This window comes from Rhodococcus koreensis (genome assembly GCF_017068375.1).
Classification (GTDB): Bacteria; Actinomycetota; Actinomycetes; order Mycobacteriales; family Mycobacteriaceae; genus Rhodococcus_F; species Rhodococcus_F koreensis.
In genome coordinates this window covers 4,612,368-4,624,460 of sequence record NZ_CP070609.1, presented here as the reverse complement: position 1 = coordinate 4,624,460, position 12,093 = coordinate 4,612,368, and the positions used below count along the sequence as shown (strand labels likewise).

Annotated in this window: 9 protein-coding genes; 8 read left to right on the top strand and 1 reads right to left on the bottom strand. The window is 68.1% G+C overall.

From position 1 onward, the window contains the following. The first annotated feature begins 437 nt into the window (after nucleotides 1–437). The 8 genes from JWS14_RS21140 (at nucleotide 438) to JWS14_RS21105 (ending at nucleotide 8,749) form a co-directional block, all read left to right on the top strand. The gene (locus JWS14_RS21140) at nucleotides 438–1,010 is read left to right on the top strand and encodes an SRPBCC family protein (RefSeq protein ID WP_206014275.1); all 573 of its coding nucleotides are present in this window, start codon (nucleotides 438–440) and stop codon (nucleotides 1,008–1,010) included. Then, nucleotides 994–1,848, top strand: a complete 855-nt coding sequence (locus JWS14_RS21135) for an HpcH/HpaI aldolase family protein (RefSeq protein ID WP_206014274.1) — start codon at nucleotides 994–996, stop codon at nucleotides 1,846–1,848. The genes JWS14_RS21140 and JWS14_RS21135 overlap by 17 nt, the downstream gene beginning before the upstream one ends. Before the next feature lie 30 nt (nucleotides 1,849–1,878). Continuing rightward, complete coding sequence (locus JWS14_RS21130; RefSeq protein WP_095865616.1) at nucleotides 1,879–2,937, top strand: amidohydrolase family protein; 1,059 nt, start codon at nucleotides 1,879–1,881, stop codon at nucleotides 2,935–2,937. Then, on the top strand, nucleotides 2,934–4,586 hold the full coding sequence (locus JWS14_RS21125) for a thiamine pyrophosphate-binding protein (protein WP_206014273.1): 1,653 nt from the start codon (nucleotides 2,934–2,936) through the stop codon (nucleotides 4,584–4,586). Before JWS14_RS21130 ends, JWS14_RS21125 begins: the two co-directional genes overlap by 4 nt. 43 nt (nucleotides 4,587–4,629) lie before the next feature. Continuing rightward, the gene (locus JWS14_RS21120; protein ID WP_206014272.1) at nucleotides 4,630–5,511 is read left to right on the top strand and encodes a hypothetical protein; all 882 of its coding nucleotides are present in this window, start codon (nucleotides 4,630–4,632) and stop codon (nucleotides 5,509–5,511) included. A gap of 35 nt (nucleotides 5,512–5,546) precedes the next feature. After that, the gene (locus JWS14_RS21115) at nucleotides 5,547–6,527 is read left to right on the top strand and encodes a substrate-binding domain-containing protein (RefSeq protein WP_206014271.1); all 981 of its coding nucleotides are present in this window, start codon (nucleotides 5,547–5,549) and stop codon (nucleotides 6,525–6,527) included. 31 nt (nucleotides 6,528–6,558) lie between these two features. Continuing rightward, nucleotides 6,559–7,410, top strand: coding sequence for an amidohydrolase family protein (locus tag JWS14_RS21110; protein ID WP_206014270.1), 852 nt, complete (start codon nucleotides 6,559–6,561; stop codon nucleotides 7,408–7,410). A gap of 112 nt (nucleotides 7,411–7,522) precedes the next feature. Continuing rightward, nucleotides 7,523–8,749 (top strand): MFS transporter, encoded by a 1,227-nt coding sequence (locus JWS14_RS21105; RefSeq protein ID WP_206014269.1) that lies wholly within the window; start codon nucleotides 7,523–7,525, stop codon nucleotides 8,747–8,749. Here the strand turns inward: JWS14_RS21105 and JWS14_RS21100 are convergent. Beyond that, nucleotides 8,746–12,000: a protein kinase domain-containing protein gene (locus JWS14_RS21100; protein ID WP_206014268.1), complete on the bottom strand. Its 3,255-nt coding sequence runs from the start codon at nucleotides 11,998–12,000 to the stop codon at nucleotides 8,746–8,748. The two genes, JWS14_RS21105 and JWS14_RS21100, sit on opposite strands and share 4 nt — an antisense overlap. Nucleotides 12,001–12,093 lie beyond the last annotated feature (93 nt).

The following is a 12,093-nucleotide window of genomic DNA, read 5'->3' as shown; positions in this document are numbered from 1 at the left end:
GGGAGTGACGCCCATTACAAGCCTTTGAGGCTCGGATCGTCTAACAATTTTGCGGAAGCCGGGTCGAAGCAGGCGGCGAAGACACGGGGTTCGCGTCCGCCGGCGCGATCATGCTGGGGCAATCGGCCCACCGCCTCAGATTGTTCTACAAGATGAGTGCGGTCAAGTTGCGCATCGTGGACAAACCCGCGTCTGGAAAACAAGTTCTTGCTGTTCGCCGCAATCCGCTGCTACTCTGACGACAGAAAGTTGTTAAACAATCTGAGAGCCGACCGGGGAGACTCGGATGACGCCAGTGTTATCTGGCGACCGGCCTGCTCGCTGCCGGCGAGGGCACGCCCTCCGACACCAGCTCGCTGATCGAGTCTCGCGAGTTTCCCCGAAGCGCCACAGTGGTCTGTGGTGGCTGATCACGATCGTCAAGCGAGGACACAGTTGTGATAAAGATCGACGAAGCAATCGCCGTACCCGCGCCACCGGGGCGGGTGTGGGCGGTCATTTCCGACCCCACCGAGGTGGTGTCGTGCATCAACGGTGCCGAACTCGGCCAGTTCCACGACGACGGCTCGTTCGACGGCACGCTGGTCGTGAAATTCAGCGCGATCCGGGTACGGTTCGGCGCCCGGATGTCGCTGGAGCTGGACGAGCCCGCCTGGGAGGGACGACTTTCGGCGCGCGGGCGGGACGGGCAGGGCGCGACGCGGTTCACCGCGCACGCGAACTTCCGGATCAGCGAGGACCACGCGGGCGGCGCACGGGTGCAGGTGACGGGCGAGGTGGCCCTCGCGGGCAAGCTCGCGTCGGTGATCGAGGCGGGCGCCGGCGCCGTGGTGTCCCGGATGACCAACGACTTCACGGACGAACTGGTGCGCCGGTGCGCCGGGGAGACCGCGGTCGTGCCGGCGCCGAGCCGGCCGACCGTGTGGGCCCGCGTGCGCGCCTGGTGGCGCAGGACCATTCACAAGCGACAGAGCGAGCAGAGCGGAGTGGCAAGTGGCAAGACTCAATAGTGTGATCGGTGCGCTGGAATCGGGGCAGCACGCCTTCGCGGCGTTCGCGGCTCCCGAGCCGGCGGCGGCGCTCGACTTCGCAACCAGCGACTACGACGGTCTGGTGTTCGAGGCCGAGCACAAACCCTGGGACGCAACGACGTTGCGGGACAGCCTGCAGTATCTGCTCAACCGGCGACGGATATTCGAATCGGGCACGCTCGCCCCGTCGCCCACTCCGCTGATCCGGGTTCCCGTCAACGGTGCCGAACAGGGCCAGTGGCACGCGAAGCAGGCTCTCGACCTCGGGGCGTACGGAATCGTGTGGCCGCACATCAGCCGGGTCGAGGAAGCGCGCAATGCGGTCGCGGCCTGCCGGTACCCCCGCCTGCCTGGCGAGGAGCGGTACGACCCGCCGGGCCTGCGCGGCGACGCGCCTGCGGCCGCCGCACGGTACTGGGGCCTGTCCAACGACGAGTACTACGCGAAGGCCGACGTGTGGCCGCTCGCCCCGGACGGCGAGATCCTCGTCGTGATCCAGATCGAGGATCAACTCGGCATCGAGAACCTCCCGGCCATCCTCGAACAGGTGCCCGGAATCGGTCTCATCCTCATCGGTGAAGGCGATCTCAGCCAGGAACTGGGCGTGCCCCGTCAACTCGACCACCCGCTGATGGTCGAGGCCAGGAGCCGGATCGTGAAGATCTGTCACGAACACGAAGTCGTGGTCGGCCACCCGCACGTGACGACGAGCAACGTCGAGCGGGTGCTCGACGAGGGCTACCGCTTCCTCATGTCCGCGCCGGTGCGCAGCTATCCCGGCCTGGAACTGGGCCGCAAACTCACCGGTCGCTCCTGACCCCGAACACTCACCTGGAGAACAACCTTCATGATCATCGACTGTCACGGCCACTTCACCACCGCGCCACCCGCGCTCGGACAGTGGCGCGAGCGCCAGATCAAGGCGTTCGAGGATTCGGGCGCGCGGGTCTCACCCGACGAGTTGCACATCGGCGACGACGAGATCACGGCCGCGATCGAACAGGGGCAGCTGAAGCTCCAACTCGAACGCGGCACCGACCTCACGGTCTTCTCCCCCGGCGCGGGAAAGATGGCCCACCACTACGGCGACGAGCAGACCAGCCTGGTCTGGTCGCAGGTCAGCAACGACCTCATCGCCCGGGTGTGCGGCCTGTTCCCGGATCGTTTCGCGGCGGTGTGCCAGCTTCCGCAGTCGCCTGGTGACGCGCTGGCCTCCTCCATCCGCCGGTCGGCGGCAGAACTCGAGCGCTGCGTCGAAGAACTCGGGTTCGTCGGCTGCCTCCTCAACCCGGATCCCTCCGACGGGTACTGGCAGGCGCCGCCGCTGACCGACCGGATCTATTACCCGCTCTACGAGAAGATGGTGGAACTGGACGTGCCCGCGATGGTCCACGTCGCGATGTCGCGTAACCCCGCCATCCAGGGCACCTGCGCGCACTACCTCAACGGCGACACCGCTGCCTTCATGCAGCTGTGCCAGTCGGACCTGTTCACCGACTTCCCGACGCTGCGGCTGATCCTGCCGCACGGCGGCGGCGCGGTGCCCTACCACTGGGGCCGCTACCGCGGGATGATGCAGGACCAGGGCAGGCCGCCTCTGGAGGAATCGTTGCTGCGCAACGTCTTCTTCGACACCTGCGTCTACCACAAGCGGGGCCTCGAACTTCTCACCGACATCATCCCCGCCGAGAACGTGCTCTTCGCCTCCGAGATGATCGGCGCCGTCCGCAGCGTCGACCCGGAGACCGGGCACCGCTTCGACGACACCAAGGCGCTGCTCGACTCCATCGACTCCATCAGCGACGACGACCGGCAGGCGATCTACGGCGGCAACGCGCTGAAGGTGTTCCCCCGCCTGGCAAGCCGAGTCACCAACCACGACAAGCAAGAGGAGGTTGCGCGGTGAAGGTCTACGAAGCACTCGCAGCAGCGTTCGCCGCCGAGGGCACCACGGATGTGTTCGGCATGATGGGCGACGCCAACATGCACTGGATGAATGCCCTGGCCACCCGTGGGACGCGCCTGTACGAGGTGCGTCACGAGGGTGCGGGCCTGAGCATGGCCCACGGGTACGCCCGCGCATCCGGCCGGCCCGGTGTCGTGACGACGACGAGCGGGCCCGGTACCGCGCAGCTGGCCACGTCGATGATCGTGGCGAGCCGTGCGCGCATCCCGCTGGTCGCGTTCTGCGGGGAGACGCCGCTGGGTGACGAGGGCGCCGTCCAGTACCTCGACCAGCGCCGGTTCGCCGCCGCGATCGAGTGCGAATTCCTCCAGGTGACCAAGGCCGAGTCGGCCGCAGAAGTGGTGCAGCGCGCCTTCTACCTGGCCCGCACCCAATCCCGGCCGGTGATGATCAGCGCCCCGTTCGACGTGCAGCTGCAGGAGTTCGAGGACGACATGCCGTACGTCCCGTCCACCGAGCTGCTCCGGACCCCCAAGCTGCTACCGCACCCGGACCGGATCCAGCAGGCGTGCGAAATCATCGGGGCGAGCAAACGAGTCGTGATCGTCGCCGGTCGGGGCGCCCGCAACGCGGAAGCAGGCGAGCAGATCCTCGCGCTTCAGCGTCGCACCGGCGCCCTACTCGCCACCACGTTGCAGGCCAAGAACTGGCTCAGCGCCGAAACCGAGTACCACGTGGGGATCGCGGGCCTGTTCGGGAGCAGGCTGGCGATGGAACTGCTGCAGGAGGCCGACTGCGTGGTGTCGGTGGGCGCGAGCCTCAACCACTACACCATCGAGAGCGGATACCTGTTCCCCGAAGCCCGGTTCATCCAGATCGACACGGCGCCGCACCTGGTGATGGGCAACGGTCAGGTCGCCGACTGTTACATGCAGGCCGACGCGGTCACCGCCCTCGATGCCCTGACAGGCGCGCTGGGGGTTCGCGGTATCGAGATGGAAGGCTTCCACATCCCCGAGGTGCACGGCCGGCTCACGGCCCCGCTGATCGACCCCGCCGAGTTCCGCAGTCAGCCCGGCCTGCTCGACCCGCGCGAGGCGATCTCGGTGCTCGACGCCGAACTTCCCGGCGAGATCGGGCTGGTGCTCGGCAGCGGACACCAGACGGACTTCGGCACCATGCTCTTCCAGCGGTCCCGCGAGATCACCTCGAACTACGGCATGTTCGGTGCCATCGGCCAGGCTCCGCTGCTGACCATCGGCACCGTCGTCGCCAACGGCGGCAAGCCGACGTTCGTGGTCGAAGGCGACGCGAGTTTCCTGATGCACCTGTCGGAGTTCGAGACCGCGTGCCGCTACGGCCTTCCGGTGCTCGTCGTCGTCATGAACGACGAAGGCCTCGGCGCGGAATACCACAAGGCGAAGGCCAAGGGCCTCGACCCGGAGCTCGCCGTCATCCCCACCCCCGAACTCGGCACGGTCGGGAAGGCACTCGGCGGCGGCGGCGCCACCGTCCGCACGACCGACGAACTGCGCGCCGCGCTGGCCGAGTACGTCCGCGACCCCCGGCCCACCGTGATCGACGTGCGCATCACCCGCGACGTGCTCAGCGTGCCCTACCGGCGCATGCAGTACGGCGAGGACGTATGACCGCGCGGGGACTGATCACGACCAACGAAACGAGGACTCGTCAATGAAAATCGTACTGGGCAGAGACGATCTCGCTGCCGTGGCCGTCGAGGGGGCCGTGGCCGCCGGTGCAACGCCCGAACGTCTCGACATCCGGCCCGTGCACAAGGCATCGCGCGGCTTCGTGAACGACGCGGCGGCGGACGTGTGCGAGCTGGCCGTGGTGACATTGCTGCAGGCGGCCGCATACGACAAGCCGGTGGCGCTGCTGCCGATCACCATGCTCGGCCGGTACCAGCATCAGACCCTGGTGACACTGGGCGAACTGGACGTCGAGGGTGTACGGGGCCGGAGCGTCGGCGTGCGCTCGTGGAGCCAGACCACCGGGGTGTGGCTGCGCGGGTTCCTCAGCGAGCAGTACGGCCTCGATCTGTCCGAAGTGGACTGGCACACGTACGAGGGCGGGCACGTCGACGGGGCCACCGACCCGGCGTGGGTCACGCGCGCCCCCGAGGGCGCAAAACTGCAGGCCGACTTCCTCGAAGGCCGGCTCGACTACGGGATCATGGGCAACGAACTGCCCTCCGACGACCGGATCCGCACCGCCATTCCCAACGCCCTCGCGGTCGCCGCCGAATGGGCCGCACGCAAGGGTTTCGCTCCGATCAACCACGTGGTGGGGTTCAGCGCGGCGGCCGCCGGCGAGGACCCGAAGGCGATACTCGCGGTGTACGACGCGCTGGCCGAGGCCGCCACGACTGCCGGTCCCGCAGCGGGTCCGGTGAACCTGAGCCCCGTCGGGTTCGACGGTCTGCGCGGGCCTGTCACCGACGCCGCCCGCTACGCCTACGAGCAGGGGGTGCTGCCGCGCCGCGTCGAGTTCGACGAACTGGTCGATCGCACCTGCGCCGCGCTCGGGGTGACCGCGTCCCGGCTCGGCGGCTGAACCACTCGCTCCCTCTGGAATACGAAAGGCTGAACATGAACACGCTCTCGGTCGCACTCGGCGACTACCGGCACGTGCAGGCCCTGCTGGGCGGCGACGTCACGGTGAACGGCTACGAGGTGAAACCGGTCGAGGTCAGCCCGATCATCGGCGCATACCGCCGGATGATCCGCGACCTCGAGTTCGACGTGTGCGAACTCGCGCCGACCTCCTACCTGATGGCGTTGCAGGCCGGGGTTCCGCTCACCGGCATCCCCGTCTTCCTCAACCGCCGCTTCCACCACGCCGACGTGCAGTGCGGTTCGGCGTCGGGAATCCGCTTCCCCGCCGATCTCGAAGGTAAGCGGATCGGTGTCCGCGCGTACACGGTGACCACCGGGGTGTGGATGCGCGGCATCCTGCGCGACGAGTACGGCCTCGACATCGACACCGTGAAGTGGGTCGTGGACGACGACGACCACATCGAAGGCCGGGCTCCCTCGAACGTCGAGCGCGTCACCGACGGCCGGTCGCTCGGCGAGTTGCTGCGGGCCGGCGAGATCGACGCCGCATTCAGCGGCAACGCCGGCACCGGACGTGCGGGGGCGCCGCGGGCCGGGTGGTCGGCGGCGGCCGAGCAACCCAGGGTCGAGGACGGGCCGTACCCACTGTTCCCCGACCACGAGGTGCTCGCCACCGACTGGTACCTGCGCACCGGGATCTATCCGCTGCACTCCGTGATCGCGATCCGCAGCGAACTCGTCGACCGCGACCCGGGGCTGCCCACCGCCCTGTACGCCGCATTCGCCGAGAGCAAGCGCCGTCAGATCGAGGCCGATCCACAGTGGTCGGCGCTGGCGCGACTGGGCAAGCAGGCCAAGCAGATCCAGAGCGATCCGATCCCCTACGGTCTCGATGCCAACGACGCGAGTGTGCGTGCGCTCGTGAAGTACTCCCGGGACCAGGGTCTCCTCGACCCGGACTTCTCCACCGATCCCCACCAGGTGTTCGCCAAGGGCGAGTACCCGGACGCCTGAGCCAGCCCACCGAACGAGAAAGGTGTAGACCTTGGACATCGTCGACACCCACTGCCACATCATCTCCGACGACGTGACCCGCTACCCCCGGGCTCCGATCGGCGGGACCCAGTCCGGTTGGGCGACCACCCGCCCGGTCACCGCCGACGGCATGGTCGAGCGCATGGACGAAGCCGGGATCTGCCAGGCCGTACTGGTACAGGCGACAACCGCCTACGGCTACGACAACTCCTACGTACTCGACAGCCGCGCCCAGCGGCCGGACCGGTTCATCGTGGTGGGCACGGTGGATCCGTTGCGGCCGGACGCCGCCGGCAACCTGGAGGCGGCGGTCGGCGACAACGGCCTCGCCGGGGTCCGGCTGTTCACCAGCGGTAGCACGGTGCCCACCCAGGGCGAGTGGTTCGCCGCGCCGGAGACGTACCCCTTCTGGGACAAGGCCACCGAACTCGGAGTCACGGTGTGCCTGCAGATGCGGCTCGGACCGGCGACCGATCAAGTGCACCAGCTGCTTCGCCGGTTCCCGTCGGTCCGCGTGCTGCTCGACCACATGGGGTACCCCGACATCGCGGCCTCACCCACCGACGCCGGCGAAGCGGTGGCGGAGCTGGCTGTCCATCCTGGCCTGCACCTCAAGCTGACCCACCGCAATCTCGAACCTCTCCACGACGCAGGCGAAAAGGCCTCTGGTTTCCTCGATCCGGTGCTGGCAGCGTTCGGAGCACACCGGATCGCGTGGGGTTCCAACCTGCCCGCCGCCGAACAGTCACTGCCCGAACTCGTCGCCCTCGCCCACAAGGTACTGGCCGACGTACCCGAGCCCGAACGCCGCGAGATCTTCGCGGGCACCGCGCGACGGCTGTATCCCGGCCTGGCCGGATAGGTACTTTTCGCGAGAAACCCGCGGGTCTTGCCGGGTGTTCGGTTCTTTCGAGCCGAACACCCGGCCGACCAGCCTGTTCAGGATCGCCAATGGAAGGGAGCAAACCACGCCGATGACCGTCCTCTCCGGCCTCCGCGGACAAACCTTCACGTCGCTGCGCACCACCAACTTCCGCCGTTACATCACCGGCCAGACGATCTCGCAGGCCGGCAAGTGGATGCAGACCATCGCCCAATCATGGCTCGTCCTCGAACTTTCCGGCTCCGCCACCGCAATCGGTGCGGTGATGGCGTTGCAGACCGTGCCGATGCTCCTCGTCGCCCCGTATGGCGGCGTCGTTGCAGATCGGGTCGACAAGCGGCGCCTGATGATCGCCTTGCAAACCCTGATGGGGGTGCAGGCACTGGTCCTCGGAATTCTCACCGTCACCGGAACGGTCCACCTCTGGCAGGTCTACGTTCTCGCTCTCGTGCTCGGCCTGAACCAGTGCTTCGAAACTCCGACACGCCAATCGTTTCTCCTCGAAATGGTCGGGGCCGATCGACTTCGCAACGCCGTCAGCCTGCAATCGGTGCTCACCTCCACGGCACGGATGGTCGGTCCTGCCGTCGCCGGGCTCGTCATCGCCGCCGGCGGTGTCGGTCTGTGTTTCCTTCTCAACGCCGCAAGTTTCGTCGCGGTCGTGATCTCCCTGCTCACCCTCGATGTCTCGCAGCTCAATCCGTCACCACCGACGGTCCGGGCTCGCGGTCAGCTCCGCGAAGGTCTCGCGTACGTCCGGCAGTCCGCTGAACTGACCGTACCGCTGACCATGATGGCGCTGGTCGGTTGTTTCGCCCTCGAATTCCCCGTAGTGCTACCGGTGATCGCCGACCAGACCCTCGACGCCGGGCCGGGAGCGTACGGCTTCATCACCGCCGCGATGGGAGCGGGATCGGTGGTGAGCGGGCTCGCTGTCGCAACCTGGGGCCGTACCGGAACCGGGCCGCTCGTCGTCACCGCGACGGCGTTCGGAGCCGTTCTCCTCGTCGCCGCCGTCGTCCCCAATCTGTGGGTCATGCTGGCAGTCATGGCCTGTGTCGGAGCCTGCAGTGTCGCGTTCAACTCGACGACGAACAGCACACTGCAACTCGCCGCCGCACCGGACAAACGCGGGCGGGTCATGGCCCTGTTCGGCATGGCATTCATCGGATCCACCGCGGTCGGCGGGCCCATCACCGGATGGGTGTGTGAGCAGTGGGGCGGCCGCGCAGGATTGCTTCTCGGGGCCGTCGCCTGCCTGATCGCCGCTGCTATCGGTGCACTGTGTCCGAGAGACCGGACTCGGCCACCGACCTAGCCGTGCGCCTGCTCCACGACCCAGGCCGCGACCTGGGTGCGGGAGGTGAAACCCAGCTTGGCCAGGATGTGCTCCACGTGACCCTGGGCGGTGCGCGGTGAGATCACGAGGCGGTCGGCGATGGCCTGGTTGGTCAGGCCTTCGGCGATCAGGTCGGCGACCTGGCGTTCCCTCTTGGTCAGTCGCGTCGGCGCGTCGGTGTCCGGTGTGGAGGTACCGGGCTGCGCTTCGTGGAGGGCGTAGGCGATGGCCGCGTCGAAGCCGAGCTGTTCACCTTTGAAGTGGGCCGCCGCGAATGCTGTGTCCCCGAGTTCCCGCCGGGCCTTCTCGGCGAATTCAGTCTGGTAGACAATCAGATTGGAATGGATGACCGCAGCACTGCCCACCGACCTCGCCAGCCATTGCGCGGCCCCCATCAGCACCGCGGCCCGAGTCGGATCTCGCCTCTCGCACGCGATCCAGGCCAGCGCTTCGACGGCGGCTGCGGCGAAGCGGGGGCTGTGCACCTGCCGCGACAGCTCCAGCGATTCCTCGAGGTACCGAACTGCGCGATCGGCGACGCCCTGTCGCCACACCGCAATCCCCAAGGCCCACAGCGAATGCGATCGGTACATCTTCTCGCCGTACTTTTCCGTGATCGCGAGGACCCGCTCGTGGCGCTCGACGGCCCGCTCGGTCTGGCCGGACAGTCCGTAGGCCAACCCGAGAAGATAGAGCACGTTCGTCTCGAGTGTGCGATCCCCGCGTGTGCTGAACTCCGTGAGTGCAGTTTCGAGGTGCGCGCATGCGTCTGGGAGGTCCCCGCTGTAGAGGGCCAACGTTCCATCGGCGAAGGAGACGAACGCACGCATCATGGGGTCGCTCGTGTGCGCGATGAGGTTCCGCGCCTCCGCCACGAGCGCGGCACCGGACTCGAGATCGCCCTGCACGTTGGCCATCACGCTGGCGCAGTAGAGCGCCCTGATCCGCTCGACCGTCGGCGCTCCGGGGCAGCGGGCCAGTAGGTCGGAGAACCAGCGCCGCCCCTCGCTGTACAGACCCTGGGAGGTCCAGAACCAGCGGAGTGCGGCGGCGGTGCGCAGGCCGGCGGCGGGATCGTCGTCGATGCAGAACTCCAGTGCCTCACGGAGGTTCGGTTGCTCCCGCTTCAGGCGGGCGATCCAGTCCAGTTGCCGGGCGCTGATCCACTCGGCCTCCGCGGTGAGCGCCAGCGCCTCGTACCAATCCCGGTGCCGGCGACGCAAAGTCACGGTCTCGCCGGTCTGCTCGAGTTTCTCGTAGCCGTACGCGCGGAGGGTCTCGAGCATCCGGAACCGCACCACCGACCCGTGCTCCTCCCGGATCAGGATCGATTTCTCCACCAGGGAGGTCAGCGTGTCGAGCAATTCGTCCGGGCCCAGTCCGTCGCCGCACACCTGCTCGGCGGCATCGAGTTCGACGCTGCCGGCGAAGACCGCCAACCGACCCCACATCAGTTGCTCACCGGCGGTGCACAGTTCGAAACTCCAGTCGATCGACAACCGCAGGGTCTGCTGCCGCGTCGGCGCACCGCGGCTGCCGCGGGTCAGCAGGGTGTAGCGGTCGGTCAGACGCCCCAGGATCTGCTCGGGCGACATCGCCCGCAACCGGGCCGCGGCCAGTTCGATCGGCAACGGCAACCCGTCCAATCGGTGACAGATCCCCGCCACCGCCGCCGCGTTGTCCTCGGTGAGCGCGAATCCGGGAACCGCGGCGGCGGCGCGTTCGGCGAACAGGTGCACCGCATCGTATTTCGGTAATCCCCGCAACGACGGCCTGCGATCGGGATCCGGCACGGCCAGCGGCGGCACCTGCAGCACCGCCTCCCCGCCGATGCCGAGGGATTCGCGGCTGGTCGCCAGAATCCGCAGCGCCGGGCACACCCGCAACAGCGTCTCGGTCAGCTCCGCCACCGCGTCCACCAGGTGCTCGCAATTGTCGAGGACCAGCAGCAGTTCCCTGGAGGCGAGGAACTCGATCAACACCTCGCGCAGCGGCCGCGCCGAATGGTCCCGCACCCCCACTGCCGCGGCCACCGCGTCCACCAGCGAAGACCCGTCGCGCAGTTCGCCCAACTCGACCAGCCGCGCACCGTCGCCGTAGTCGCGTTGCACCCCCGCGGCGACGCGCATCGCCAGCCGCGTCTTGCCGACCCCTCCGATCCCGGTCAGCGTCACCAACCGCGACCCGGCGAGCAGGTTCTTCGCCTCGGTGAGCTCGTGCCGGCGGCCGACGAAACTCGTCAGTTCCAAGAGGAGGTGTCCCGTCACGCCGCTCGCTGGTGTCGTGCCGCGCGGTCCGTGCCCTCGGTCGTGGACCTGCGCGTCGGGTTCCGTGCGGAGGGCCATGTCGTCGACGGAAAGACCGCGATCGAGTTGGATCCGCCGCAGTTCCTCCCCGAAGTCGGCGGCCGTCGCCGGACGTTCACCGGGAGTACGGGACATCGCCCGGGCGATCACGTCGGACACGTCGTCGGGGATCCCGTGCTCCCGCAGGTCGGGCACGGGTTGCGTGGTGATGCGCAGGAATTGCGCGACCACCCGCTCCCCGCTGCGGCGTTCGAACGCGGCATGACCGGTGAGGGCACTGAACAGCGTCGCCCCGAGACCGTAGACGTCGGCGGCCGGGCTCGGCGGGTCACCCTGGAGGACCTCCGGCGCGGTGTAGGCCGGCGACCCGGTGACAGCGCCGGTCGCGGTCTCGAAACCGCCGCTGATGTGGGCGATGCCGAAGTCCGTCAACTCCGGTTCGCCGTAATCGGTGAGCAGGATGTTCGCGGGTTTGACGTCCCGGTGCAGGATGCCGAGCCGGTGCGCCGTCTCCACCGCGCCGGCGACCTTCACCCCCAGCCGCAGCACCTCGTCCAGTTCGAGGGGACCGTCCTTGCGTACCCGGGCCTCCAGCGACCCGTGCGGATGATAGGGCATCACGATGTACGGAACTCCGCTGTCGGTGGCCCCGACCTGCAGGACGCCGACGATGTTCGGATGACCGGTGAGCCGGCCCATCGCCCGCTGCTCCCGGAAGAACCGGGCCTTGTTCTCCTCGTCGAGATCGACGGTGAGCACCTTCACCGCCACCGTGCGATCCAGATCCGCCTGGGTGCAGCGGTAGACCACTCCGAAGCCGCCGCGTCCGATCTCCTCGGCGTCGTCGAAACCGGCCGCACTCAGCTCCGACGCCACGACGGGGACGACGTACCGCTGCGTGTCGAGCGGATCACCTTCACCCATCGGACGGACCACTCACCCCGTCGGCTCGTGCCGCCGCGCGCTGGTTCCGACGGCACGACCAGAACGCAGATACAACCGTGGACTCGCCTCTCG